Here is a 24,605-nt window from a genome sequence, read left to right as displayed (position 1 = left end):
CTGTGGGTAGATAGCCCTGTCACGCAGGGGGGGGTCGCCGTCATGGTGGAGCTGTTGAATCACGAGTTGCTCGAGACGTTGCACGACGGTGCTCGCAGCAGCGTCTACCTCGGCCGGAAGAAGAGCACCGGCAAGATGTGCGTCATCAAGGTCGCGCGCAAGGGTGTCAATGGCACCCGCAACGTGGCGATCCTGAAGCGCCAGTACGAGATCACGAAGCACCTCGACCTCGACGGCGTCGTCCGGGTCCACGAGCTCGAGGTCCGGCTCGATTACGCCGCGCTCGTCATGGAGTACTTCGCCGGTCGTTCGCTGCGGGCGATCATCGACGGCAATGGGCAGGGCGTCGGCCTCGCGCAGGCGGTGAGGATAGCGCTCCAGCTCGCGGACACGCTCGGGGCGATCCATGAGCGGAACATCGTCCACAAGGACATCAAGCCGAGCAACATCATCGTCGACAGCGACGTGCGCACGTCGAAGCTCACGGACTTCTCCATCGCCTCGCTCCTGCCCGGGGAGCGCGCGGCGGTGGTCGACCCGTGGTCGGTCGGCGAGGGCACGCTGCAGTACATCTCGCCCGAGCAGACGGGCCGGATGAACCGGTCGATCGACTTCCGCTCGGACTATTACTCCCTCGGGGTCACGCTCTACGAGCTCACGACGCGGCGCCTCCCCTTCGAGACGACGGATCCGCTGGAGCTCGTGCACCATCACATCGCGAAGACGCCTATCGCGCCGCACCTGATCCGGCCGGCGATCCCGGAGGCGCTCTCCCGGGTGATCATGAAGCTGCTCTCGAAGACGGCGGAGGAGCGGTATCAGAGCACCTTCGGCCTGAAGGCCGATCTGAAGGCCTGCCTCGATATGCTGGAGCACGGCGCGCCGGCGGCGGACTTCGTGCCAGGGACGAGGGACAAGCCCACGCGGCTCCAGATCTCGCAGAAGCTGTACGGCCGGCAGAGCGAGGTCGGCGTGTTGATGGCGGCCTTCAGGGACATCAGCGGGTCTGGGCCGGAGGCAGCGGAGGGTGGCCGATCGGAGCTCGTCCTCGTGGCCGGCTACTCCGGCGTGGGCAAGTCGGCGGTCGTCAACGAGATCCACAAGCCGATCGCGAAGGAGGCGGGTTACTTCGCCGCCGGCAAGTTCGACCAGTTCACGCGCAACGTCCCGTATGCGGCCGTGCTCGCGGCGCTGCGGGAGATCGTCCGGCAGATCCTGACCGAGACCAGGAATGAGCTTGCCGACTGGAGGGCCCGGATCCTCGCGGCGGTCTCTCCGAACGGGCGGGTCATCGCCGAGGTGATCCCGGAGATCGAGCTCATCATCGGCGAGCAGCCGCCCGTCCCGGCGCTGGGCTCGATGGAGACGCGGAACCGCTTCAACCTGACGTTCCGGAACTTCATCGGCGCGATCGCGCTGAAGACGCGGGCGCTCGTGCTGTTCCTCGACGATCTCCAGTGGGCCGACACGGGGTCCCTGAACCTGCTCAGCGTGCTCCTGGAGGACCCGGACATCCGTCATCTCTTGCTGATCGGGTCGTACCGGGACAACGAGGTCGACGACGCGCACCCGCTGACGATGATGCTGAGCGCGCTCCGGAAGAGCGAGGCGCGCGTCCGCACGATCACGCTCACGCCGCTCGGGCCCGATCACGTCAACCAGCTCGTGTCGGACACGCTCGACGCGCCTCGGGAGGAGTGTCGCGAGCTCTCGGGTGCCATCTTCGCCAAGGCGCACGGGAACCCGTTCTTCACCATCCAGTACCTCGAGAGCGTGTGCCGCGAGGGCCACCTGCGCTTCAGCTCCGAGACGGGCGCCTGGCGATGGAACATCGCCGACATCCAGCGGATGGAGGTCGCGGACAACGTCGTCGACCTGATGGTCCGCCGGATACAGGGCCTGGGTGAGGCGACGCAGCGGGTCTTGAAGCTCGCCGCGTGCATCGGCAATCAATTCGATCTGAGGATGCTCGCCCTCATCCACCAGAAGAACCGGCGCGCGACCGACGAGGACCTGTGGGGCGCGCTGGACGCAGGGCTCGTCGTGCCCGTCGACGGCGAGTACGGGATCGCGCGCTTCCTCGACGACGCGGACGAGGACGCTGTCACGTTCAAGTTCCTCCACGACCGCGTGCAGCAGGCGGCCTACAAGCTGCTCCCGGAGGGCGAGCAGAAGCGGATCCACCTGGAGCTGGGGCGGCTCATGCTCGGAGAGAGCCCTCCCGCGTCCGTCGAGGAGCGGATCTACGACATCGTGATGCACCTCAACATGGGGGCAGAGATGATCGTGGACAGGCGCGAGCGCGAGGAGGCCGCGACGCTCAACCTGAGGGCCGGGCAGAAGGCGAGGCGCTCCACGGCCTACGGCCCCGGGGTGCAGTGCCTCCGCGCCGCCGCGGCGTTCTTGCCTGAGGACTCGTGGGAGACGAACCACGAGCTGTCGCTCACGATCTACACGGATCTCGTCGAGCTCGAGTACCTGACGATCAACTTCGACCGCGCGGAGGCGTGCGCGAAGATCGTCGTGGACCATGCAAGGGACGTACTGGAGAAGATCCGGGTCTACGAGACCCGTATTCAATTCCACATGTCGCAGCATCGACTGGCGGATGCTCTCGATATCGCCCTGGCTGTGCTCGCCATGCTTGAGGTGCCGCTCTGCGAGGCGCCGCCCGTCGACATCGACATACCTCGCCTGGCGGAGCTGCCGGTGCTCGCCGATCGGAGGATGCTCGCCGCGAACCGGATCCTCGTCTCTGCCTTTCCAGCGGCCGTCCTGACAAAGCCCCACGTCGTCCCATTGATCGCATTCACGATGATGGGAATATGCGTACAGCACGGGATCTCACCCTCCGCGGCATACGCCTTCGCGATCTACGGCCATATTCAGTGTAGCGTGATGAACAATATAGATCATGGGTTCGCGCTCGGCCAGCTCGCGATCGATCTCACTCATCGCTTCGGGGCGATCGAGCTCGAACCCAAGATCTACACCCTCCATTACATCGCCATTCATCACTGGAAGCGGCACCTGAAGGAGACCATCGAACCGGCGCGCCACGCGGTCCAGGTAGGGCTAGAGACAGGAGACATCGAATACGCCGGATACAGCTCCTGCCAGCACCCCACATACTCCTTATTTGCTGGGGAGGACCTGGGAACGACCGAGCAGCGAATGACACATGCTATCGAGCTCGCGCTGAAGCTCAAGCAGCAGTATCCGCTGTATTATGTAAAAATCTGGAAGCAGCTCGTGCGCAGCCTCCGAGATCCATCTGCAGAGAAGCTGCGGCTGGTCGGCGAGAGCTTCGACGAAACGTCGATGATCCCTTGTCTCGAGCACAACAGGACATCGTTGTTTTGCCTGCACCTCGCGAAGGGCATGATGCTCTACTATTTCGGCGAGCCAAAGCTCGCCTACGAGTGCCTTCGCGCCGGAGAGGAGTACCAGGATGCGGTGGGGTTTGCCACCGTCGTGGAACAGAACCTCTACAGCTCGCTCTCGGTCCTCGCCGCGTTCGATCGACTCTCGAAGGAGGAGCAAGACGCGGCGCTCGCCAAGGTCGACGCGAATCAGCAGAAGCTCGGGATGTGGGCACACCACGCTCCGGAGAACAGCCAGCACAAGCACGACCTGGTGAGCGCGGAGCGGGCCCGCGTGGGGCGCTCGATGATCGAGGCGATGGCCCTCTACGATCGCGCGATCGAGGGAGCTCGACAGCACGGATACATCCAGGAAGAGGCGCTAGGGTGTGAACTTGCGTCGTCGTTCTACCGGGGGATGGGTCGGAGCGAGATCGCTCAGCACTACATGACGATGGCCTACCGTGGCTATGCTCTGTGGGGCGCTGATGCGAAGTGCCAGAGCCTCGTCGCGGCGTTCCCTCATCTGAGGCTCGAGGGGGGGCCAGATCCATCGACGTCGGTGACGGTGACCTCCACCCACGATGACGCGGTCCTGGATCTGCTCAGCGTGGTCAAGGCGTCGCAGGCCGTGGCGAGCGAGATCGTCCTGGAGAGGCTCCTGGAAAACCTCATGACGATCGTGCTGGAGAACGTCGGAGCGCAGTCCGGCATGCTGGCTCTGGCGCATGGCGATGCCCTCCTCGTCGAGGTGGAAGGGACCTTTCAGCCAAAGCAAGTTCACGTGCTCAGGTCCGCGCCCGTCGTCTCGTTCAGCAGAGCACCTCTGTCGATCATCAGCTACGTGCAGCGCACGCAGAAAGCCATCCTGCTGGACAACGCGGCGGAGGAGGCCAGGTTCTCTGCCGACCCTTACATCCGAGAGATGCGTCCGAAGTCGGTCATCTGCGCCCCGATCATCCGTCAGAGTCGGCTCGTCGGCGTGCTCTATCTCGAGAACAACCTGTCCACCGGCGTATTCACGCAGAATCGCCTCGATCTCCTGAAGCTCCTCTCGACGCAGATCGCAATCTCCATCGAGAATGCAAAGCTCTACGAGAGGCTCGAGCAGGCGGTCGCTGCGCGCACGGAGGAGCTCCGGCTGTCCAACGAGCAGCTCCGCGACGTCAACGACCAGCTGCAGGTGGAGCTGGGCGAGCGGGTCCGGCTGCAGGAAGAGCGCGTCCAGATGCAGGAAGCCATCATTCAGACGCAGCGGGATCGGCTCTTCGAGCTATCAACGCCCTGCATACCGATCACCGATCAGGTCATGGTGATGCCGATCATCGGAACCATCGATGAAAAACGGGCGGCGCAGATGATTGAAACCGCGATGCAAGGGGTCGCGTCCAGCTCTGCCAAAGTCGTGATCGTCGACGTCACGGGGGTCAAGAGCGTGGACACAAGCGTCGCGAGCAGGCTGATGAGCTTGGCCCAGGCGGTGGGACTGCTCGGAAGCAAGGCTATTTTGACGGGGCTCCGCCCTGCGGTGGCGCAGAGCTTGGTCGCGCTCGGCGTGGACCTCGGCTCGATAGAGACCCGCTCCAATCTCAAGGCAGGTATCGCCTACGCGATGCGGCGGACAGCGACGAGATTGCACGCGTAGGGCGCCCCCTTTCTCACAGCGCGCCCCGTGACGCCGGCCGACCCCCACAAGCGCACGCGCCGGTAGTCCCCTTGCCTTCATCCAGCGCGCACGATCAAACTTTCTAGTCCGGAGTAGCGACCGGCTTCGAGCGCCCAGCGCTGATTCCCGGCGATCATGGCGTCGGCCGCGTCCAGGTAGAGGCGGATCTCGTCGTCCGCCCAGAGCGCGAGCGCCTTCTCCTTCACGTCCTGGTACTCCGCCACCCGACGATCGTGCATGTGCTTGAGCCGCTCGATCGCCTCTTCCAGCGTGCTCACGCATTCATTCCGAAGAACGACGATCAGGTTGTGCGTCTCGCCGTTGCTCAGCTCCTTCCCGAGCGAGAAGTAGTCGTTCGTCCAGCAGAGGATGTCATTACATATATCGCGAACGGTCTGTATCAATGGATGCTGGACGACCTCGAGCGGCAGCGGCCGTTCGAGCAGCAGCTCCAGCAGGTCGCAGTAGGTATAGACGGCTCCGCTGTAGCGCCGCATCATCAAATATTCTTCAAGATGCGGCACCCTCACCTGTTTTCGGTTGTTCGCCTCCCACAGGTTGGCCTCGTAGTAGTACTGAAAGTGCGAGAGCCATCGATTCAGGAAGAAGTGCGGATGGCTGCGTCGGATGCGCTCACGCACATCGAGCATCCCACGCGTCAGGGGATCGCTCATGTCCGCTTCGGTGTACCCGAAGAGCTCACCCAGGTACTTCTCATTGAGCCACTCGACGGACTCCGGGTCCGCGCTGAGCTGCCCCTCGTCGTACGCGTCATCCAGGAGGAACAGCGCGGCAGTGAAGTCCGACGCCAGCTGGAGCGTCTGCATGCTTGCGGACGGAAAGAGCCATGCCGCCAGCTGGGAGAAGTTCGTCGCCTTGAGACGCGAAAGCGACCGACCGTCTGGCACCAGACGCAACCGGCGAACCCACGCCAGGGTCCTTTGCTCCGCGACCTCTCTCCCGGGGTGACACGACGCAGCAAATGGATATTCGAATACACCAGCATCGCGCTTGCTGACGACAACGCTAGTTCGATCGGATGACATGACGAGCTCCGCCACAGGACGATTTCATGGAATAGAGACATCCTCACGACGACAGCATGGTCCTACCAGATCCCCTGGAGGACCGGCGACTCACGCGTGGCGGTAGTCGAGATGGGGATCACCTCGATGGGCAGCGCCACCGGGGAGCGTGTGTTGAGAGCTGCTTGCCACTCGAGACGGTCGGTACGAAGCACGATGCGGTGGCATCGACGCAGGAGCTCCTCCAGCGCAATGCGGGCCTGCACCCTGGCCAGGAAGACCCCGAGGCAGAAGTGGGCACCATGGCCGAATGCCAGGTTGGCCTGATCGCCACGCTCTGGGTTGAAGCGGTCCGGCTCCTGGAACCTCGCCTCATCGCGCAGACCCGAACTTATGAGCAGCGCGACCACGGCGTGGGCGGGCAGACGCGTACCGCCGAGCTCCGTCTCGGTGAGGGTCAGCCGCATCGTGGCGTGCACAGGCGCCTCGAAGCGCAGGACCTCTTCGATGAAATGCGGGATGAGCGCCGGCTCCGCACGAAGGCGATCCATCCACATCGGACGCTGGGCGAGGATCAAGACCATATGGGTCATCAGCGATGTCGACGTTTCGAGCCCTGCCACGAGGAGCAGGGAGAGGAGGGATACGAGGTCCTGGTCCGTGATCCCATCGTCGTCCCTCCGAGACCGGAGCAGCTCACTTACCAGGTCGTTCTCCAACCGACGCCGGCGGCTCGCCAGTAGGCCCAGCATGTACTGCTCCATCTCATCGATGGTCCTACGCACCTCGGCGATCCGCGCATGGTCCTCTGGAGGTATGACGCCAACGATGACCAGGTCAGTCGCCCATCGCTTGAAGTGCTCCTCCAGCCCTGGATCAAATCCGATCAACTTGGCGAGGACGCTGACCTGCGCGCGGCTCGCGAACTCGGAGATGAACTCGACGAAACGACGCTGCACCAGGCCGTCCGTGAGCCGCACGGCCATGGATCGCATGTGGTGCTCCAGCGTGCTCACCATGTTGGCGGTGAACGCACGGCTGCTGAGGCTGCGCAGCTGTCCGTGCCGCGGCGGGTCGGCGAGGATCATGGATCCGGACAAGGGATTTTGACGCCTCAGGTAAGGAGGCTCGGTGGCCATGCGAAGCCCCGCGGACGAGAACACCTGCGTGTTCTTGAACGCCGCCACGATGTCATCATACCGCGTGACCACCCACATCCCGTTGGGGTCCACCTGACACACGGGCGACTCGCGGCGCAGCGCCGCGTAAAAGGGGTACGGGTTCTCTCGGACCTCGGGGGCAAACAAGTTCAGTCGACTCATCGCGCTCTTCCTGTGGCTGTGGCGAAGGCAGGACGCAGCCGCACCGCCATGACGGCACGCGTCGTTCGGCCTAAGTGTGGTGTTGCCTCGGATGACGCGCTGGGCGACGCGATGGCGTCGATTCGGTGCTGCCTTAAGGCAGCTGGCCCCTAGCGCTGAAAGGAGCACGAGACGGAACCCGCAAGCCGCGTTTTCGCGATGCTCCAGCGCGTGGTCACCTGGGCGCATCTCCCGCGAGCAGGGCGCTGAACAGCCGCCACGCGGTCCGAGCCAACGCTCGGTGTCCGCACGACACGGCTGCACTCCTCGGTCGTCGCCGCGCTCGCCAGGATGCGAGCATGCGACTCACGAGCGCCTGAACTGCTTCCAGGGCATCTCCCGGTGCATCATGAGACCAGAGCAAGCGAGAGAGCCGCTAGGCTCTCTTCATGGCTGCAGGGGTCCGATGGTCGTTGGGTGCTCCTCCATCTGATGACAGCATCCTATACCATGCGGACGAATGCGCAACTGTATTCTTATTTGCGGACTTCACACGACGACCTCGTCGTGTTCGAAACTTCACGGACAACGAATCTTCCAACGCTTCAATACGATGGCCGAGCCGGCACAACATGCCGCGTGAATAAAAATACATTTGAGCGTCCGCGACCTGCGCGCCTCCAGCACGCGCCGAGAGCATCTACTGCCCCCGGGCGACACCTCGATGGCCATCCGATAGAGATGCGTTGCGATCGATGAGCGCAATGATCTCTGGATGATCTACGTCATCTTTCGTGAGCGACTGTGCAGCAATGCAAGATGCAGTCGACTCGGGTTTCATTCGTGAACGCATAGCGCATGACCCGGAGCCGCCCCCGCTACGCTCCGGATGGAGCGAGCCGTGGAGACGAGAACACTGCAGGCATGCGTCGGCCCGGACGCCCGCGGCGTCGGCCTGGGATGCTGATGGCGAAGTAATGCACCATCGATGTGACGTGCATTGCAGTAATGCACGGCCGCACGAGGGTGCTCCTGCGCGCTATGCAAAATGAACGCCTCGCTCGGGCGGACCACGGTCACGCGTGCCGGCATCGTCGACGAGGATGCGCGTCGCTCGATGTCACGCTCGGCTCGATCTCGTGACCTCGAAAGAGGGCGCTTCTCCCTGGAACCACACCTCCTCCGGAGGCCCGCCGACCCACGCCGGAGGCGCGTTCAGGATTGGGTGTCGCGCTCTGGGCACGTCCGGATCGTGCTCACGGAGAGCCCCAGTCTGCTCAGGGTGCGCCCTGCCCTGAACCGCTGAACAGCGGCCAGCGACGCGAACCGCCCCCGCCTTGACGATGCGACCGGTCGGTCATATGACTGACCGGTCGCATGCCGAAGAGCACGTTCTTTGGGTTGCCCGAGGAGCGGCGGGACCGCCTCGTGCGCGAGGCGATCGCCGAGTTCGCGGATCGCCCCTACGCCGAGGCCTCCCTCTCGCAGATCGCGCGCCGCGCCCGCATCCCCAAGGGGAGCTTCTACCAGTACTTCGAGGACAAGCTCGATCTCTACCGGTGGCTCCTCACGGAGGAGGTGCCGCGGCAGAAGCGCGCGTTCCTCGGCGCCGCGTGCCTGGAGGGGGACTTCTGGGCTCGCCTGGAGGTCCACATCGAGCGCGGCATGGCGTTCCTCGTGGAGCACCCGCGCCTCGCCCGCCTGTCCGCCGCGGCGGCCGACCCGACAGCGACGGTCGAGGTCCGCGGCCTCCACAAGGCCATCTGCGAGGCCGGCGCCGCGGAGCTCCGGGCCCTCCTCGAGGAGGGGATCGCGAGCGGCGCCGTCCGGTCCAACGACACGAGCCTCGAGGTGGCGACCCGGCTGGTCGCCGCCGTCATCGGCCCCGGGCTGACCGAGGCGGTGCTCCAGGAGCTCGGGGCCGAGCTCCACGACGTGCTGGCCTCCGACGCGCTGCGAAAGCAGCTCGGCCCGAAGCGCCGCCGTCGCCTCGCCCAGCAGGCGGTCCAGTTCATCCAGCGCGGCCTTGGCGCGAACACTGCGTGATTCCACCAGGAAAGGGAGCCTCATGATCACCTACGACTTCGCCGGACGGGTCGCCCTCATCACCGGGGGCACCTCGGGCATCGGCCTCGCGACCGCGCGCGCGTTCGCGCGAGGAGGGGCGCGCGTCGCCATCGCCGCGCGCGACGGCGACGCCGGGCAGCGGGCCTGCGCCGCGCTGGAGCGAGAGGGCGCGACGGCGCTGTTCGTCCAGACCGACGTGCGGGACGACGCCTCGATGAAGCGCGCCGTGGAAGAGACGATGAGCCGCTTCGACCGGCTCGATTTCGCGGCGAACTGCGCGGGCATCGGCGGCGACATGGCCCGCCTCGAGCGCGCCGATCAGGCGGTGTGGGACGACGTCATGGCGACCAACGCCCGCGGGATCTGGCTGGCCATGCGGCACGAGATCCCGGCCATGCTGGCGTCGGGCGGGGGCGCCATCGTCAACATGAGCTCCATCTACGGCGTCGCCGGGAAGGCGGCGCACCACGCCTACGTCGCGTCCAAGCACGCGGTCCTCGGGATGACGCGCTCGGTGGCGCTCGAGGTGGCGCCGCTCGGGATCCGCGTGAACGCCCTCTGCGCCGGCGTCACCCGCACGCCCGCCATGCAGCAGGCAGAGGCGCTCGCGCCCGAGCTGGTGCAGGCGCTGGTGGCGCAGCACCCGATGGCGCGGATGGCCACCGAGGACGAGATCGCCGGCGCCGCGCTGTGGCTGTGCTCGGAGGGCGCGGGCTACGTGACCGGCGCGGCGGTCCCGGTCGACGGCGGCTTCCTGGCCGCGTGACCGCGCCGATTGCGCAGGCCTCGGCCGTCTGTTAGAGAGCACGGCTGACGCAAGAGGAGAGTGCTCCGGTGAAGATCAACTCCTGAATCGGTCTCCGTCGCAGGTCGCGAGCGCGACAGGTGGCATCCCTGCTCCCTGGCCGCGCGAGGCAGCCTGCCCGTCCCGTGACCGGGCCATGTGGCCCTCTGGATTCAGGAGTTCGTATGTCGTCGTTGCGCGCGCAGCGCCTCTCCTTCTCTTATTCCGACGCGTCCGCGATCCTCGCGGACGTCGATCTGTGCCTGACCCCCGGGTGGTACGGGATCGTCGGGCCGAACGGCGCCGGCAAGACCACGCTCCTCCGGCTCTTCGCCGGCGAGCTCGCGCCCGAGGCCGGGAGCTTGCGGCTCGATCCGCGGGGCGCGACCATCGCGGTCTGCCCGCAGGCCGTGGAGCACGCCGACGCGGCCATCCATGCGCTGGCCGACGCCGAGGACGGCGCCGCGCGCAGGTTGCGCGGCGAGCTCCTCCTGGATCCGGCGGAGCTCGGGCGCTGGGCCACGCTGTCGCCCGGCGAGCGCAAGCGGTGGCAGATCGGCGCGGCGCTCGCTGCGGCGCCGGACGTGCTCCTGCTCGACGAGCCGACGAACCACATCGACGCGGACGCGCGGGCGCTGCTCGCCGGCGCGCTCGCCGGGTTCCAGGGGATCGGGGCGTGCGTCTCGCACGATCGCGAGCTCCTCGACGCGCTGACCACCGGCACGATCCGCGTCGAGCGGGCCGCGGCGAGGCTCTATCCCGGCGGGTACAGCGCGGCGAAGGCGCTCTGGGAGGCCGAGGCGCGCGGGCGCGAGGAGGCGCACCAGCGGATGCGCGCCGAGGAGCGGCAGCTCCGCCGCCGCCTCGGCGAGGAGCGGCGGGCGCAGGCCGCGGCCGACGCGGACCGGAGCACGAAGCGGCGCATGAAGGGCCCGCGCGACAGCGACGCCCGGGGCCTGCTCGCGGACTTCCGCGTGTCATCGGCCGAAGCGCGGCTGTCGCGCAACGTCGGCGTGACCCGGCGCAAGCTCGAGAAGGCGTCGGCCGAGGCGGGAGAGGTCGAGCTCGAGAAGGCGGTGGGCCGCAGCGTGTTCGTCGACTACGAGCGATCGCCCGCGCCGTGGCTCTTCGTGCTCGACGCGCCCCGGCTCCGCGTCGGCGGCGAGAGCGAGGAGCGGACCCTGCTGCGGGACGTGCGGCTCGCGGTCGGCCGCGAGGACCGCATCCGGATCGCGGGCCCGAACGGCGCCGGCAAGACCACGCTGGTGAACGCGCTGCTCGCCGGCGCGCGCGTGCCGGCGGACAAGGTGCTCCATGTGCCGCAGGAGCTCGGCGAGGCGGAGCAGCAGGCGCTCCTCGCGAGGGCGCGGCGCCTCCCTCCGGACGAGCGCGGGCGGGTGATGTCGCTGGTGGCCGCGCTCGGCGTGGAGCCGGGGCCGCTGCTCGGGTCGGCGCGGCCGTCGCCCGGCGAGGCGCGCAAGCTGATGATCGCGCTGGGCCTCGGGCAGCACGCGTGGGCGCTCGTGCTGGACGAGCCGACCAACCACCTCGACCTGCCCTCGATCGAGCGGCTGGAGCGCGCCCTCGCCGACTACCCGGGCGCGCTGCTCCTCGTCACGCACGACAGGGCGTTCGGGCGGAGCTGCACGTCGATCCTCTGGACGGTGGCCGACGGAGAGGTGCGGGTGTCGTCCGACGACGCCGGCGCGTGATCCGCGCCGGCGTCATCGCGATCGTGCTGTCAGCGCAGCGCCGCGCTCACTCGATGGCCGGCTTGCCGCCCATCTCCTTCAGCACGGCGTCCGCGCCCGACACCGCGTCCATCACCCACTCCATGTAGCGGTAATCGACGTGGATGGTCCGGGTGATCGACGGCATGAACAGCCAGTCGGACGCCATCGCCTCGTAGTTGCCGTCGAAGGCGAGGCCCACGAGCTCGCCGCGCGCGTTCAGCGTGGCAGAGCCGGAGTTGCCGTTCGTGATGTCGAGATCGCTCAGGAAGCAGACAGGCACCTCGCCGAGGTCCTTGTCCACGTACGGGCCGAACCGCTTCTCGCGCGCCGCCTCGAGCAGCGTCGCCGGGGTGTTGAACGGCGCCTTGTCGGTGCTCTTCTTCACGACCTCGCTGAGGGTGGTGAACGGGCGATACGCCGGCTTGTTGGCCTCCGGGCGGTACCCCCGCACGGTGCCGTACGTGATGCGGAGCGTGCCGTTCGCGTCGGGCGCCAGGAGGCCGCCCCGGTACGCGCGGAGCGCCTCGACGAAGCGCGGCTTCACGAGGCTCATCGCCCCGGCGTAGGCCTTGTCCCGCGCCTCGATGGCCTTGTCGACAGGCGCGAGCTCGAGCGCCAGGCGGATCATCGGATCCCGGCTCGCCTGGAGCTCCTCGAGCGTCGCCGTCTTGAGGAGCTTGATCCGGGTCGCCGCGTCCTCGAGCGCCGTCTTCTCGTAGAGCGCGTCGATCGCCGCGGCGACGCCGGCCTCCGTCGGCGACTGCGTGCCCGCGAGGCTCCCGAGCAGCGCGGGCCTGTCCTTCGGATCGAGCTGCAGCGCGCGCTTCGTGGCCAGCTTGAAGGTGCTCCGATCGAGCGCGCGGTCGTACGACTTCTGCAGCGACGCCTGCGCCTGCTCGAGGCGCTCCCAGTTGCGCTGCTGGTACTCGGCCTCGCGCTCGGCGTCGGCCTTCGGCCGCTCCTCCGCCATGCGCACGATGGTGACCGCGGCGTCGAGGAGCCTCGCCGACGAGGCGATCTCCGACACGGCCGCGTCATGGTCGCGCGTCGCCCGCTGCTCGGCGTGCAGCGCGGCGATCCGCTCGATCGCGCCGCCGTAGGCCGCCTTGCGCTCCGGGTCGGCGTCGATCCATGCCTTGAGGTCGGCCTCCTGCTTGGCCTTCTCCTTGGCCAGGCCGCCCTGGACCAGCCCGTCGAGCAGGCCGCGCGTCTTGAGCAGGTAATTGGCGTAGCCCTGGATGGTCGGCTCCGCCTTGATCCGCAGGGCCGGGTCGTTCTTGCCGAGCTCCTCCAGGACGGCGATCGACTCCTCGTAGAACGACACCCGCTTCGGGTACAGCCATGAGACAGCGGACTCGACCTCTGCCGCGGTCCGGAGCCGGTTCGTCGTGCCGGGGTAGCCGGCGACCATCACGAGGTCGCCCTGGTGGAGCGGCGACGACGCGAGCTTCAGGTGGTGCGCCGGACGGTAAGGCACGTTGTCCTCGGCGTGCGCCGCAGGCCGGTTGTCCTTGCCGACATAGGCCCTGAAGAAGGCGAAATCGCCGGTGTGGCGCGGCCAGCGCCAGTTGTCGACGTCCCCGCCGAAGTTGCCGATCGCCTCCTGCGGGACATAGACGATGCGAACATCCTTGATCTCCAGCTGCTCGATCAAGGAGACCTGGCCACCGCCGAAGTACTCGGCGACGGAGCAGCGGATCTCGGGGCGCCCCTCCTCGCACGCCGTCACGAGCTGCTTCTTGCGCTTCTCGATCTCGTCGTAGCGCTCGAGATCACCCTGGATCGCCTCGATGCCGCGCCGCACCTCGGCGGTGACATCGCGGAACGCGCGGGTCACGAGCACGCGCGCGGTGGGGCCGGCCCATCGCTCCTCGGCGCGGGATTTCGCGAGGTAGCCGTTCGTCAGGAGGTCCTGCTCCGGGGTGGAGTTGTACTGGAGCGCCCGGGTCGAACAGTGGTGGTTCGTGGCGATGAGCCCATCGGGCGAGACGAACGAGGCCGAGCAGCCGCCCAGGCTCACCACCGCGCCGAGCGGGGACGCCGTGGGATCGGCGAGCGACTCGGGATCGATCTCGAGCCCGAGCGCCTTGAGCTGGTCCTTGTGCTGCGCCATCTGCTCCGGCATCCACATCCCGCCGGGGTTCTCGAAGGGCGCCCCCTGACCGGGCTCGGAGCCCGGCGGCCTGGTATCGCCCGCTTGCGGCCGCTCCGAGCCGCAGCCCGGCGCGAACGCGGAGACCGCGAACAACGCCAGGAGCATATGACTACGTAGAGAGGAGTGAGACATGCGGTGTTGTTACCATCGTCGGTAGACAGTGCAACCACACACCAACTTTCTAGTGATACGAGACACAGTAGAACGAGCCTCATGCGGGCCAGGGACGCGTGAAGGCGGCGCGCGATGCGCTCCATGCGTGATGATGGACACCGGATCTCATCGATGTTCGTGGAGGCGAGCTTCGCCTGCTTCAGCGGGCTTGTCGGGACTTCATGTTCTGTGCGCCGGGCGGCCGGACTGGCATCCACGGCATTCCGGACAAGGCGCGCGCGGGGTGGTGGGGGAATACCGCCACCCTGACGGAAGGATGGAAGAGATGATGGAACCGCCAAGGCGCCAAAAGACGCCAAGAAAAATACAAAAAATCTCGGCGTCTTTGGGCGTCTTATGGCGCCTTGGCGGCTCCAAAGCCCTCCGCCTTCGGCCGAAGTCCCCCGCCGCGCGCGCAGGGGGGACGCCGCGCCAGGGCGGCGCGGGGGTCGGTCGAGCAGCGGGGGCGATGTGGCTCAGTCGACCTGGTGAGCCCGGAACGCGGCGACGGCCCCGTGGGTCTCCAGGCAGCGGTGAATCCAGGCGGCGTCGCGCGCGCGCACGGCGATGAGCCGGACGTTGGCGGAGCCGTCGAGCGCCTGGAGGCCCTGGAAGCCGACAAGCGCTGCTTCCTGGAGCGTCATCACCTGCGCGCCTGTCTCGCTCAGGACCTCGTCGCTGAGCAGGCCGGCGCCGTCGGATCCCTCGGCGAGGTGCACCTCGAACACGGTCATCATGGGGCCATGGTCGCCGGGCCGCGCCGCGCCGACAAGGGTCGTCGTGCGAGGCGGGTCGCCCCCTGCACCGCTGGCCAGCGGCCTCGCGCTCGGTCGCGCCCTGTCACGCCTGGCCGCTCTCCTCGCGCTCGGTCGCGCCCTGTCACGCCTTGCCGGCGGCCTCGCGCTTCGTCTCGAGCTCCTCCCAGCGGCTGACCAGGCGCGCCGCCTCCTGCTTGGCGCGCTCGAGCTCCGAGAGCAGCGCCGCCACGTCCGCGCCGCGGCTCGCGTAGAGCGTCGGGTCGGCGAGCTTCGCCTCGAGCTCGGCGACCTTCTGCTCGGCCGCGTCGATCTTCCCGACGATGCCGTCGAGCTCGGAGCGCTCGGCGTACGTGAGCTTCGGCGCGCCGCCTGCCTTCGCGGCGGCCTTCGCCGGCGCCGCCGCCGGCCGGGCCTCCGCCGCCTGGGCCTTCGCGGCCCGGGCCTCGGCCTCGGTCTCGAGCGCCGCGTTCGCGCGCTGCTCGCGGTAGGCGTCGTAGTTGCCCGCGTACCGCACGACCCGGCCGTCGCCCTCGAACGCGAGGATCGAGGTCGCCACCCGGTTCAGGAACCAGCGATCGTGGGTCACGACGAGCGCCGAGCCGTCGAGCTCGATGAGCATCTCCTCGAGCGCGGCGAGGGTCATCACGTCGAGATCGTTCGTGGGCTCGTCGAGGATGATCACGTTCACGCTCTGGGTGAGCATCTTCGCCAGGGCGACCCGCGCCCGCTCGCCGCCGGAGAGCGAGCCCACTGGCTGCCGCGCCTTGTTCGGATCGAACAGGAACCGCTCCAGGTAGCTGCGCACGTCCATGGATCGGCCGCCCACCTCGACGCGCGTGTGCGAGCCCGCGATGTTCTCGAAGATCGATTTGTCGAGGTCGAGCCCGCTCCTGTGCTGGTCGAAGTAGGCGACGCTCGAGTTCTTTCCGAGCACGACCTCGCCTTCCATGCGGGGCCCCTCGGCGGCGGCGCCGTCGCCTTCGGCGCCGAGCTGGCCGAGGATCGCGCGGAGCATCGTGGTCTTGCCCGTGCCGTTGCGGCCGACGATGCCGACGCGCTCGCCCTTGGTCAGGGTGAAGTCGAGGCCGCGCACGAGCCATTTGCCGTCGAGCGAGAGGCCGAGCTTCTTCAGCTCGAGGATGGTCTTGCCGGTGCGCACCGACTCCACCGAGAGCTGCGCGGTCCGCTCGGCCTTGGGCGGCGGCGCGCTCTTGGTCGTCTCGGCGCGCTGGATGCGGGCCTTCTGCTTGCCGGTGCGCGCCTTCGGCTGCCGCCTGAGCCACTCGAGCTCGGTGCGCAGGAAGTTCTGCCGGTTCGACTCGGTGCGCGCCTCGAGCGCGAGGCGCTCGGACTTCTGCTCGAGGTACTCCTCGTAGCCGCCGTCGTAGCTGTAGACCTTGCCCTTGTCGATCTCGAGGGTGCGCTCCGCGACGCGGTCGAGCAGGTAGCGGTCGTGGGTGATGAGGAGGAGCGCGCCGGGGTGCTCCTCGACGAGGTAGCGCTCGAGCCACTCGACGGTCTCGACGTCGAGGTGGTTGCTGGGCTCGTCGAGCACGGCGAGGGCGGGCCGCGACACGAGGAGGCGGGCGAGCGCGACGCGCCTGCGGTCGCCGCCGCTGAGCACGCTCATGGGCGCGTCGGGCCGGGTGACACCGACGTGGCCGATGATGGCGTCGACCTGGTGCATCATGTCCCACCCGCCGAGCCGCTCGACGTCGGCCCCGGCCTCGGCCTGCTCGGCGAGGAGCGCCTCGGCGTCCCCCGAGCCGGCCGCGAGCGCCCGGCTCACCTCGTCGTGGCGGGCCTTGGCGGCGTGCCAGGCGGAGAGCCCGGCGAGCACCACGTCGCGCGCGGTGTCGGTCGGCTCGAAGACCGGGTCCTGGGAGAGCACGCCGATCTCGGCGCCGCGGCGGCGCGCGATGGTGCCGCTGTCGGCCTGCTCGACCCCGGCGAGGATGCGGGCGAGCGTGCTCTTGCCGGAGCCGTTGACGCCGACCAGGCCCACGCGCTCGCCCGTGCGGATGTTGACCGAGACGCCGTCGAGGATCGTCTGGGGACCGAAGGATTTGTGGAGATCGTGAGCGGTGAGGACGGGCACAGGGCGCGGAGCTTAGCGCAGCCAGGGGGGCATGGGCCGGCTTTGCTGCGCCCGTGACGGATGGTTCCGGCCCCCAGGGGGCGCGGCGCCGCCCCAGCCCTGATCGGGGAGGGCGAGTGTGCCGTGTTCTGCGACGAGCGGCGGAAAGGCGCTCAAGGCAAGCTCTTCTGTGCTGATCCGATGAATCGTCATTTTCGGGATCGCCCGGGCGCGAGACGAAGGGTTCTCCCCGGTGGCAGAGGGCGCCGACACGACCCATCTTCGCGATCCACGCTACCAGGCTGGCGCGATCCATCGCGCGGCGGAGACGTGTTGAAGGCGCAGTGCTCGCTAGGAAGAAAGGAGGCGCAGGATGCGAGGTCGATTCGACAGGGACACAGGCTACGGCCCCAATGAGCACGGTTGGGATCGGCGCTACGGAGACGACCGGGGCCATTTCACCGAGCGCGGCTATCCTCGCGACGAGCGCCGCAGCGCGGGCCCGATCCACGATGACGGGGCCGCGCTGCGCGACGGCCGCGATTGGGGCCGCGAGCACGCTCGTACGGTTGGGCCCACCACGCACCGCGACCCCATGGGCCGCGCTCTCGGCGACGGTCGCTTCGCCAACGGCGACAATCGTCCCGGTGACGAGGAGCGCGGCTGGCCCCACGACGACCGCGGTGGCGATTACGTCGGCGGCCGCGATGACAGCCGCAGCTTCGGCGGCAATCCCCTTCCCGCGGTGGGCAGCGCATACAACTTCAATCTCGGCGGCGCCTATTACCTCGGCATGACCCGCGTCGTGAACCCTGACTACGGTCCCGATGCGGCCTTGGGCGGCGGCGCGTACGGCGGCGAGAGCCACGATCACCGCGAATCCGGCCACTCGGCGCTGGAGGGCGTCGGCCACGCGCTCGGCGAGATCGGAGACCGCGTGCGCAGAGCGCTCGGCCGCGGACCGAAGGGGTACAAACGCTCCGACGCGCGCATCCAGGAGGACATCTGCGAGGTGCTCTCGGGGCGCCACGACATCGACGTGAGCGACGTCACGGTCCAGGTGGAGAACAACGAGGTCATCCTCGAGGGCACGGTGCCCCAGCGTCACCACAAGCGCATCATCGAGCTCGTCGCCGAGGGCACGCGGGGCGTCGAGGACGTGCACAACAGGATCCGGGTCCAGCGAGCGATGGAGTCGACGACCCGCTCGACCGCCACGGCGGGCACGATGGGCGATGCCGCCCTGGCGGGCACGCGGCAGGGCGCTGCTCGCCCGACGGAGAGCCACGCGGCCCGGGTCCGGATCTGAACCTGCTCGGCGACACCCGGACCACGTTGGGCGGCCCGGAGCACTGCACCGGGCCGCTCACGAACATCGCATGGGCGTCCGATGAGCTTCGCCGGGCGGGCGTCAGCGCAAGCGTCAGGGCGCGACGATCCGTCCGGGCGCCCCCTCGGCGCCGTTCTGGGAGTGGCAGCTGTTGCAATCGCCGCTCATCTGCGCGGTAAGCATCTTGCGCTCCTTGTCGCCCTTCACCACCCGTGCGGTGATCGGGAACTTGACGGGCGTTCGATCTCGGACGGTGTCGAAGAGGAAGTTGCCTGACGCGTTGACCGGCAGCTGGATCACCCGAGCGTCGGCGGTCGTGATCTCGACGACCACGTCCTCGGCCTCCCCGTCGACGCCGAGGCAGTCGTCGGGCTCGTGCCCGGTCGGGTAGACGGTGCCGACGATCGGCAGACGCATCGCGACCCGCGGCTCCTTCGTCGAATGACAGGTCCGGCACGCCATGCCTGGGTGCATGAGCGGCGATTCGTGATCGCCCATCGTCCAGTGCTCGTCGCTGCTGCACACAGGAGCGTGCGCGAACGGATCATCGCCGCCCGTGCCCCCCGTGCCGCCGGAGCCGCTCGCGACGCCCGAGCCACCGGAGCCACCGGAGCCGCCCGAGCCGGTCGCGTCGCCTGAACCGCTCGTGCTGCTGCCCGACCCGCTCGTCGGGTCCTCGATCCCCGTGCCCGTCGTGTTCGTCGTGGTGCCCGACGTGGTCGGCCCCTCGCCGCTCGAGCTCGTATCGTCTCCGCCCGCCGAACCCGTCCCGCTCTCCGCGCCGGTGCCCTCCCCCGCACCGCCGCAGGCAGCCAAAAGGATCGCACCAACGAGAGTAAAGAACCGTGTCATCGCATGAACCTCCATCCAACCTGCCCGCGGACGATCGATCCCGGTATGTCGGGATGGGTCACGATCCGAGGCATGCAATTGAATGTCACGACTCTCGATGATCTTTCGCGTCGACGCAATAGATCGATCGCGCTCTCGCATGGAGGCTACCGCCGGCGGGCGTCGTGTCATTGCACGGCGACGCACCCCGCCGCGCGAAATGTGCAGCATCACGCGAGGACGATCGAGCGCACTGCATCTCCGGACACGCGGACGAGAGGCGCGCTGAGATCGATGGATGGAAGGCAGCCAACTCGATGCACCGATGAATTCTGGACACGGCCTCGCTTTCTCATGAGAGCGGATCGGAGGAGGCCTTCTGGATCAACCAACGCCGGTAGCGTGCCTCGTTGAGGAGGACCGCCCCGCAGCTGTGGAGAAGGCGGCCCCTTCATTGCACGGACACGTTATCGATATAGCGTTTCGCTTTCAGGAAGCCGCGGACCTCACTCATGCTGTTGATGTAGCGTTTCGCTTTCAGGAAGCCGCGGACCTCACTCATGCTGTTGATGTGGCGTTTCGCTTTCAGGAAGCGCGCCCACCTCGCGCTGCCTCGTACGAGCCCACGACGCATCGCCCCACGACGCAGCGCGACCCCATGGGGAGCGGCGTCACTGTCCGGGCGGAGAACAACGAGGTCACGGTGCGCCGGCGCCACCGCAAGCGCATCATCGAGCGCGGGGAGGCATCTTCTCGGGGTTCTTGCGCCAGAACTCTCTCTGGCACCACGCCGGGAGGAGCTGCTCCACGATCACCCCTTCTGCGGAGAGCGCCTCTTCGTGCTCGTGCCAGTCGGTGTCGCACGCGTTCACGATGGTGCTCTGACCACCGTCCGCTCGGTGCGCGAGGTGCGCCGCCACGAGCTTCTTGTCGGAGTTGTCGAAGCGAGCGAGCGCCTCGGGCACGACGGCGTACTCGCCGTCGTACTGCACGGAGACGAACGCCGCCGTCCGGAGCTTCTCCATCGCCACGACGATGCCGTAGTCCTGGGCCGTCAGCTTCTTCCTGTACTCGCGCAGGATGCCGCGGGCCCTGTCGATGATCAGACGGCGCCCGTCATCGGCGCGAAAATCCTTGAGCCACGCGAAGACGATCCTCCGCTCGCTCGTCGGGACGTGGGTGTCCTTGAACGGCGAGGCAGGATCGGCGGCGCTCGCGACGATGAGCACGTTGGTGTCGACGACGTGATCAGCCACGTTGCTCGTCCTTCTCCATGCGGTCGAGCATCCGCTCCATCTGTCGCTCGACCTCGCCCACCGTGTCACCGAAGAACTTGTCGGGCCAGTTCGCGACCCGCCCGTACTCGTTCACCTCGAGCGGCTCGAGCACCGAATCCCCTCCGTTGCACCGGGCAAAGTACATGGCGCACTCGTCCGGCGTGATGCGCTCCTCGGCCATCAGCGTCTGGATCCGCCGGAAGAGGTGCTCCGAGTGCGTCTCCACGAGGAGCTGCACCCCGCGCTCTCGCACGGCCTCGACGAGCAGATCGCCGAGCGCGGATTGCGCCAGCGGGTGCAGGTGGAGCTCGGGCTCCGACATGATCACCGTCGAGCCCTCGGGCGCGAAGTACGCCGCCGTGACCACGGGCAGGACCTGGGAGACCCCGAAGCCGACGTCGAGCAGGTTGGTCCGGTGGCCCTGGAAGGTGATCATGACCTGGAAGAACGTCGTCGCCTGGCGCTCGATCTCCATCCTGTCCGCGACCCCGAGCCGCGCGAGCCCCGCGGAGACCTGCTCGACGAGGCGGCCCCGCTCGGACCCGTCGGCGTGGCGGCCGACGAGGCTCGCGATCAGCGCCGGGATCGCGTGCTCGCCGCTCGATCCGAGCTGTCCTATCGAGCGCCCCGTCCAGGCGTAGTGGCGCGTGGGCACGCTCCGGTGGGGCCCGAGGTAGGCGAGCCGCCGGAGCTCCCGCGTCAGCGCGAGCGCGAGATCCTGCGCGTCCGCCCCCGCGGCGCCGAGGGCGGCGACCGCATCGGCCGAGAAGCCGACGGAGCGCTCGGGCTCGTAGGTCCGCCGAGCTCGCCGGTCGTCGGGCAAGGGGCCGCCCGGCGCGGAGAGCGCGTACGCGCCGTCTCGCTGGCGCGCGACGGCGTAGGCGCCCTCGGCGGTGGCGTACGAGAGCCGCTCCACATAGGGATTCTCATCCTCGCCGGCGCCAACCTCCACCTCGTAGTCCACGGAATCAAGCGTGCGCGGCGCGGCCCCCTTCCCGATGCTCACGGGGCCGAACGTCAGGCGGAAGCCGAGCCCGGCGCGCACGTCGCCCCCGGAGACGACGTCGGAGAGCCTGCCGAGGTCCAGCATCTCACCGGGCTGCCCACCCAGGTTGAGCGCCAGGAGCCGGTCGGGCGACTCGATGGTTTGTTTCAGGAGCAAGAGCGGCTGCAGCAGGCTCGTCTTGCCGGCCGAGTTGACGCCGAGCACCAGCGTGAGCGGCCTGAGGTCGAACGCATGTGCGCCACGCCAGGACTTGAAATCCCGGAGTCCGAGCTTCGTGAACATCCTCTGTTTCCCTTTCCACGGAGGGCTCGCGCCGCAACGGGGTTCGCTGTTCTGTTGCTCGAGACGCCGGACGCGCAGCTCAGCGGTCCAGCGGATCAACCCGGTAGCCCGGCTTGGGACCGGCCGACGCGGAGGGCGCCGTCGCGGACGCCGGGCCCGCGTCGCGCGCGGGCGCCCCCGCGCCGCCCGTCTCACCTTCGGCCGCGACGAACCTGACCCTACCGAACCGCCGCGCCCTGTGGAAGTTCCCCTCCCCCAGGATGGGCGACCACGCCGCCCCACCGTTGTTCTGCATGGCGTAGAAGTTCATCCGCCACGCGTCCCCCGGCGCCGGCGGCGCGGCCTTCGCCTTCGCGAACGAGCTCCACGGGATCTTCGCCTCGACGACATACCCCCGGTCCTCGTCCGAGTCGTCGTCGAGCGTCCCTCCCAGCGCGACCGCGCTCGCGAGCCCCGCGCTCCACTCCTCATGACCGAAAGGCCCGCTCGGGCCGCCCCTTGGAGCGTTGTAGTCGTCGAACTGCGAGTCGAAGACGAGGTTCTGAGGGTTTATCTGGATTTCGTAATAGTCTTTATTATCTCCGTCTCCGTCCGGATCGATCATCACCTCGACGGTATCCCGCTCCCAGAGGTGCGGATCCCGCGCGCCCTGGGGGAACCCGCCGGTGAGCGTCCTGTCGCTGACGTCGAATCCGACGTAGAGGAACCCGTCGTCCCAAAGCAGCCGCGCTTCGCCCTGCGTCGGCAGCGACCGATCCTCGCGGCCCGTGCCCACGTTGACGAACGGGCCTGTCATCGCCGCGGCCTGCCACGCCGGCTCGTCGAGGCGGCCGTCGATGACGACCGCCGCGCCGGGCGCGAGCTTGCGCACGGAGAGCTCTTTCACGACAGCAGGCGGTCGTCTCTGACTCTGCCCGGCGCCCGCGCCGCTGCTCGCCGGCGCTGGCGAGCGACCCGTCGCCCCGGACGGCGCCGCCTCCTGCTCGCCCCCGCCGCCCCGGGAGCACGCGGCGGCGAAGGCCACGGCGACAAGCGCGAGCGCCCGCGCGCGAGCGTGCGCGCCGTCCGCGCCGTGCGGGCCGTGCGCACCGTCAGCAACGCGCCGCCGGCCGCAGGGCCCGCGCACGCGGCCGCCGCTACTTCCGCCCCTTCTTGCGGGCGTCGCGCTCGCGCTTGCGCTGCGCCTTCTTCGCGTTGCGCTCGGAGGCGCTGAGCGTCTTCATCTTCGTCATGTTCGGGCCCCCGGCGCCGGCGCCCGGGAAGCCGCCCATGCCCGGCATCCCCAGCCCGGGCATCCCCATGCCCGGGAAGCCCATCCCCGGAAAGCCCATGCCCGGCATCCCCCCCATCCCGGGCAGGCCGCCGCCGGCCATCATCTGCTTCTGCATCTCCCGCATGTTCTTGGCCATGGCCATCTGCTTCATGCCCGGGATCTTGCCCATGAGGCCCATGTTCTGGCCGAGGCCGCTCATCATCTGGCGCATGAACAGGAACTTCTGGACGAGCTCGCTCACGGCCTCGGGCTTCGAGCCCGAGCCCTTCGCGATGCGCTCGACCCGCTTCGGCTCGCGGACCAGCGCGTACGGGTCGCTCTTCTCGAAGCGGGTCATCGACTGGATGATCGCCTCGATGCGGACGAGCTCCCGGTCGTCGAGGTTCACGTCCTGGGGCAGGCCGCCCGGGAACATGCCGCCGAGGGGCAGCTTGTCGACGAGATCCTTCAGCGATCCCATCTTCTGGATCATCCGCACCTGATCGAGGAAGTCCTCGAGCGTGAAGTCGCCCTGGAGCATCCGCGCGGCGTCCTTCTCGGCCTTCTTCTGGTCGACGACCTCCTCGAAGTCCTGCATGAGGCCGACGACGTCGCCCATGCCGAGGATGCGGCTCGCCATGCCGTCGGCGCGGAACGGCTCGAACTTGTCCGTCGTCTCGCCGATGCCGGTGAAGAGCACGGGCGCGCCCGTCACCTCCTTGATGCTGAGCGCCGCGCCGCCGCGGGCGTCGCCGTCGAGCTTCGTCAGCACGACGCCGCCGATCGACAGCCGCTCGTTGAAGCCGCGCGCCGTCTTCACGGCGTCCTGGCCGATCATCGCGTCGACAACGAGGAAGATGTTCTCGGGCTTGGTCGCGTCCTTGATCTGCGCGAGCTCCTGCATGAGCGGCTCGTCGATCGCGAGGCGGCCGGCGGTGTCGTAGATGATGACGTCACGGCCGAGCCGCTTCGCCTCGCCGCGGGCGGCGGCGCAGATGGCGACCGGCGACTCGCCCGGGATGTTGAACACGGGGATCTTGAGCGACTCGCCGAGGACCTTGAGCTGCTCGACGGCCGCGGGGCGCTGCATGTCGGCCGCGACGAGCAGCGGCTTCTTCCCCTGCTTCTCGAGGTAGCGCGAGAGCTTCGCGCAGCTCGTCGTCTTCCCGGAGCCCTGGAGGCCGACCATCATGATGCCCGTGGGCCCGCCGTCGGCCCAGGCGATCTCGTCGCCCTCGTGGGTCATCATCGCCTCGAGCTCGTCGTGGCAGATCTTGATGAAGTGGTCGCTCGCCGAGACCTGGTGGACCTCGCCGGCGTGCTTCACGCGCGTCTCCAGGGTGCGGCCGACCGCGGCCTCCTTGACCCGGGCAAGGAACGCCTTGACCACCCCGATCTCGACGTCCGCCTCGAGCAGGCTGAGCCTTACCTCGCGGAGCGCGACGTCGATGTTGCTCGCGGTGAGCTCCGTGAGCCCGGCGAGGCGGTTTCTGGCCTGACGAAAGCCCCGTGTCAGCGTGTCGAACATGGCAGGGCGGGTCTTAGC

16 protein-coding genes are annotated in these 24,605 nt (G+C 68.3%); 5 read left to right on the top strand and 11 right to left on the bottom strand.

Features of this window, described 5'->3' with window-relative positions:
• Positions 1-45 precede the first annotated feature (45 nt).
• Positions 46-5,007 carry an AAA family ATPase gene (locus WMF19_RS48480; protein ID WP_437901761.1) on the top strand — a complete coding sequence of 1,654 codons (4,962 nt, stop codon included), beginning with the start codon at positions 46-48 and terminating at the stop codon, positions 5,005-5,007.
• A gap of 77 nt (positions 5,008-5,084) precedes the next feature.
• On the opposite strand, the gene WMF19_RS48475 is transcribed toward WMF19_RS48480, so the two are convergent.
• The gene (locus tag WMF19_RS48475; protein ID WP_437896555.1) at positions 5,085-6,074 is read right to left on the bottom strand and encodes a terpene synthase family protein; all 990 of its coding nucleotides are present in this window, start codon (positions 6,072-6,074) and stop codon (positions 5,085-5,087) included.
• Positions 6,075-6,136: 62 nt separating this feature from the next.
• Positions 6,137-7,375 carry a cytochrome P450 gene (locus tag WMF19_RS48470; RefSeq protein WP_437896554.1) on the bottom strand — a complete coding sequence of 413 codons (1,239 nt, stop codon included), beginning with the start codon at positions 7,373-7,375 and terminating at the stop codon, positions 6,137-6,139.
• 1,356 nt (positions 7,376-8,731) lie between these two features.
• Here WMF19_RS48470 and WMF19_RS48465 point away from each other — a divergent pair.
• The 3 genes from WMF19_RS48465 to WMF19_RS48455 all read left to right on the top strand — a co-directional run bounded on the left by WMF19_RS48465 (position 8,732) and on the right by WMF19_RS48455 (position 11,917).
• Positions 8,732-9,400, top strand: a complete 669-nt coding sequence (locus WMF19_RS48465) for a TetR/AcrR family transcriptional regulator (RefSeq protein ID WP_272096246.1) — start codon at positions 8,732-8,734, stop codon at positions 9,398-9,400.
• 22 nt (positions 9,401-9,422) lie between these two features.
• Positions 9,423-10,187: an SDR family NAD(P)-dependent oxidoreductase gene (locus WMF19_RS48460; protein ID WP_437896553.1), complete on the top strand. Its 765-nt coding sequence runs from the start codon at positions 9,423-9,425 to the stop codon at positions 10,185-10,187.
• A 203-nt stretch (positions 10,188-10,390) separates the two neighbouring features.
• Positions 10,391-11,917 (top strand): ATP-binding cassette domain-containing protein, encoded by a 1,527-nt coding sequence (locus WMF19_RS48455; protein WP_437896552.1) that lies wholly within the window; start codon positions 10,391-10,393, stop codon positions 11,915-11,917.
• Positions 11,918-11,963: 46 nt separating this feature from the next.
• Here the strand turns inward: WMF19_RS48455 and WMF19_RS48450 are convergent, their stop codons facing one another.
• From WMF19_RS48450 to WMF19_RS48440, 3 genes are all read right to left on the bottom strand, one after another.
• Positions 11,964-14,198 (bottom strand): S46 family peptidase, encoded by a 2,235-nt coding sequence (locus tag WMF19_RS48450; RefSeq protein WP_437896551.1) that lies wholly within the window; start codon positions 14,196-14,198, stop codon positions 11,964-11,966.
• A gap of 524 nt (positions 14,199-14,722) precedes the next feature.
• The gene (locus WMF19_RS48445; RefSeq protein ID WP_437896550.1) at positions 14,723-14,983 is read right to left on the bottom strand and encodes a hypothetical protein; all 261 of its coding nucleotides are present in this window, start codon (positions 14,981-14,983) and stop codon (positions 14,723-14,725) included.
• Positions 14,984-15,125: 142 nt separating this feature from the next.
• Positions 15,126-17,102, bottom strand: a complete 1,977-nt coding sequence (locus WMF19_RS48440) for an ABC-F family ATP-binding cassette domain-containing protein (protein WP_437896549.1) — start codon at positions 17,100-17,102, stop codon at positions 15,126-15,128.
• A gap of 352 nt (positions 17,103-17,454) precedes the next feature.
• Between WMF19_RS48440 and WMF19_RS48435 the strand changes: the two genes are divergently transcribed.
• Positions 17,455-18,390, top strand: a complete 936-nt coding sequence (locus WMF19_RS48435) for a BON domain-containing protein (RefSeq protein ID WP_437896548.1) — start codon at positions 17,455-17,457, stop codon at positions 18,388-18,390.
• A gap of 114 nt (positions 18,391-18,504) precedes the next feature.
• Here the strand turns inward: WMF19_RS48435 and WMF19_RS48430 are convergent, their stop codons facing one another.
• From WMF19_RS48430 to ffh, 6 genes are all read right to left on the bottom strand, one after another.
• Positions 18,505-19,263, bottom strand: coding sequence for a hypothetical protein (locus WMF19_RS48430; protein WP_437896547.1), 759 nt, complete (start codon positions 19,261-19,263; stop codon positions 18,505-18,507).
• Between the two features lie 430 nt (positions 19,264-19,693).
• Positions 19,694-19,960: a hypothetical protein gene (locus tag WMF19_RS48425; protein WP_437896546.1), complete on the bottom strand. Its 267-nt coding sequence runs from the start codon at positions 19,958-19,960 to the stop codon at positions 19,694-19,696.
• Between the two features lie 10 nt (positions 19,961-19,970).
• The gene (locus WMF19_RS48420; protein ID WP_437896545.1) at positions 19,971-20,498 is read right to left on the bottom strand and encodes a hypothetical protein; all 528 of its coding nucleotides are present in this window, start codon (positions 20,496-20,498) and stop codon (positions 19,971-19,973) included.
• Entirely contained in the window at positions 20,491-21,807 is a 1,317-nt protein-coding gene (locus WMF19_RS48415; RefSeq protein ID WP_437896544.1) for a DUF3696 domain-containing protein, read from the bottom strand. The genes WMF19_RS48420 and WMF19_RS48415 overlap by 8 nt, the downstream gene beginning before the upstream one ends.
• A gap of 79 nt (positions 21,808-21,886) precedes the next feature.
• The gene (locus WMF19_RS48410; RefSeq protein WP_437896543.1) at positions 21,887-22,678 is read right to left on the bottom strand and encodes a carbohydrate-binding family 9-like protein; all 792 of its coding nucleotides are present in this window, start codon (positions 22,676-22,678) and stop codon (positions 21,887-21,889) included.
• Between the two features lie 265 nt (positions 22,679-22,943).
• Positions 22,944-24,587, bottom strand: a complete 1,644-nt coding sequence (gene ffh / locus WMF19_RS48405) for a signal recognition particle protein (protein ID WP_437896542.1) — start codon at positions 24,585-24,587, stop codon at positions 22,944-22,946.
• Positions 24,588-24,605 lie beyond the last annotated feature (18 nt).

Origin of the sequence: Sorangium sp. So ce124 (genome assembly GCF_051525235.1) — a bacterium.
GTDB lineage: Bacteria > Myxococcota_A > Polyangia > Polyangiales > Polyangiaceae > Sorangium > Sorangium atrum.
This window is presented reverse-complemented; position numbering and strand designations above follow the sequence as displayed.

What these genes read in the sequence shown, in the direction of transcription:
- WMF19_RS48475 (WP_437896555.1), bottom strand. Translation starts at nt 6,074, where the DNA reads ATGTCATCCGATCGAACTAGCGTTGTCGTCAGCAAGCGCGATGCTGGT.
- WMF19_RS48470 (WP_437896554.1), bottom strand. Translation starts at nt 7,375, where the DNA reads ATGAGTCGACTGAACTTGTTTGCCCCCGAGGTCCGAGAGAACCCGTAC.
- WMF19_RS48465 (WP_272096246.1), top strand. Translation starts at nt 8,732, where the DNA reads ATGCCGAAGAGCACGTTCTTTGGGTTGCCCGAGGAGCGGCGGGACCGC.
- WMF19_RS48460 (WP_437896553.1), top strand. Translation starts at nt 9,423, where the DNA reads ATGATCACCTACGACTTCGCCGGACGGGTCGCCCTCATCACCGGGGGC.
- WMF19_RS48455 (WP_437896552.1), top strand. Translation starts at nt 10,391, where the DNA reads ATGTCGTCGTTGCGCGCGCAGCGCCTCTCCTTCTCTTATTCCGACGCG.
- WMF19_RS48450 (WP_437896551.1), bottom strand. Translation starts at nt 14,198, where the DNA reads ATGCTCCTGGCGTTGTTCGCGGTCTCCGCGTTCGCGCCGGGCTGCGGC.
- WMF19_RS48445 (WP_437896550.1), bottom strand. Translation starts at nt 14,983, where the DNA reads ATGATGACCGTGTTCGAGGTGCACCTCGCCGAGGGATCCGACGGCGCC.
- WMF19_RS48435 (WP_437896548.1), top strand. Translation starts at nt 17,455, where the DNA reads ATGCGAGGTCGATTCGACAGGGACACAGGCTACGGCCCCAATGAGCAC.
- WMF19_RS48430 (WP_437896547.1), bottom strand. Translation starts at nt 19,263, where the DNA reads ATGACACGGTTCTTTACTCTCGTTGGTGCGATCCTTTTGGCTGCCTGC.
- WMF19_RS48415 (WP_437896544.1), bottom strand. Translation starts at nt 21,807, where the DNA reads ATGTTCACGAAGCTCGGACTCCGGGATTTCAAGTCCTGGCGTGGCGCA.
- ffh (WP_437896542.1), bottom strand. Translation starts at nt 24,587, where the DNA reads ATGTTCGACACGCTGACACGGGGCTTTCGTCAGGCCAGAAACCGCCTC.